Source organism: Streptomyces sp. NPDC003691, assembly GCF_053981115.1.
On the sequence record NZ_JBSFNQ010000220.1, the window covers coordinates 1 to 1,777 of the forward strand.

General features: G+C 68.4%; 1 pseudogene. It reads right to left on the reverse strand.

Features of this window, described 5'->3' with window-relative positions:
- Nucleotides 1-1,777, reverse strand: a pseudogene (locus ACWDR0_RS34835) (VCBS repeat-containing protein); the annotation flags it as partial.

The following is a 1,777-nucleotide window of genomic DNA, read 5'->3' on the forward strand; positions in this document are numbered from 1 at the left end:
AGAGCTTGCCGTCGGGCATCCGGGCGACCAGGTCCTGGACGCCGTCACCGCCGGTGAAGTCGCCGTTGTGGGTGATCAGCGCGGGGTTGTTCCCGGTGTCGTCGACCCAGTGGTAGCCGTAGTCCGGCTTGCCGTCCTCGTCCTCGTCCAGCTCGATGGCCCGGCCGTCGTCGTGCGCCGCCAGGAGGGAGGAGTGGAGGTCGCCGTTGGCCTCGGAGGGGTAGAGGCGCAGGTCGCCGGTGGCGTCGACGACGTACAGGTCGGCGAATCCGTCACCGGTCACATCACCCGGGGAGTCGGCTTTATCCCGTGGGGTGACGTAGTGGAGATAGCGGGTGGAGGTCAGCGACATATTGCCCGCGGCGTCGGCGGCCTTGACGTAGAGGATGTTGGGGCCGGCGTTGGGCGGGGAGAGGGTGCGGTTGACGCTGGTGGCACCCGCGGCAAGGGTGACACTGCGCTCGTCGGTGAAGGACTCGCGGTTGAAGGACCAGAAGAACTTGGTGGTCCCGGTGCCGCCGCTGGCGGCGGTGGTAAAGGTGTAGACGCCCGGGGTGCCGAACGGCTTCACGCTCCACTTACTGCCGGTGCCGTCGTCCTCGGCGAAGTCGGTGGAGCTGATGTCCGGGGAGGCGGGTGCGGTGTCGTCGTAGACGAATCCGCAGTTGATGACACCGGGCGGGGCCCAGGTGGAGGAGATCCCGGCGGCGTCCACGGCCTTCACGATCCAGTGGTACGTCTTGCCGTTGACGAACTTCGTCCGGTCGACCGCGACATCGGCCTTGCCCGCACTGGTCGTCGTCCGGACGCTGTCCACGATCTTCGTGGCGGTGGCGTCGGTACGCCAGGCCTGGAAGTGCAGGGACTTGAGGTCGCCGTCGGGGTCGGAGCTGCCTGCGGCGAAGGTCAGGTTGCCCTTGCCGTAGGTGGTGTAGGGGGTGGTGGTGTCGCAGGCCCGGCCGTTGACCGTCAGCCCGGTCGGCTCCTTGGGGGGCCGGGTGTATTCCATGGTGAGCTGGGGCGCGGAGGCGCCCTCGGCCACGAACTTCTTCCACGAGTTCGCGTTGCCGGAGGTCTTGGACTCGCTCTTCGACTTCATCCGGATGGTGAGCTTGGTGTGTCCGGAGTTGGCGGCGACGCTCTGCGCGATCGACTTGGCGTCGTAGGTGACATACGCGTCGGGGCAGGCGGAGCTCCAGCCGTGGGCGAAGTTCTTCGTCCCGATGTGCGTGCCCGCCGCGGGCTGGTTGGCCCAGGTCGTCGCCGAGGAGATCTCACCGGTCTGGTGGACCTCCATCTCGGAGGCGGTGCAGGACCAGGAGTAGGTCTGCCGGAACCGGAAGGAGGCGCTGGAGATGGTCGCGCCCTTGATGCTGGTGGTCCAGGTCAGACGGTAGTAGGAGCGGGAGAGTCCGCCGGTGGTGGACTCGTAGCCGACCCGGCCCTCGGTGGTGCCCGAGTTGAAGTTGGCGCCGTCCCAGAAACTGGAGGTCGGGTACCGCTCGTAGGCGGTGGTCCACGCTGCGGTCTTGCCGTAGAGCGGCGGGTCGATGAATACCGGGAAGACGGTGTCCTTGCCGGTCAGCAGCTTCTCGTCGGGTGCGACGGAGAGCACGGCGTCCCCGGTCCCGCCACCGGTGAGGGAGGCGTCGGCGGGGCCGCGTTTGGTCCCGATCTGCGGGCCGAGGAGGCCGGTCAGGGCGAACGTCCCCCCGGCCTTCGCCTCGGCGTCCTTCGCGGGCTCGCCCTGGGTGACCGCGGGCTTCCCGCTCGAATC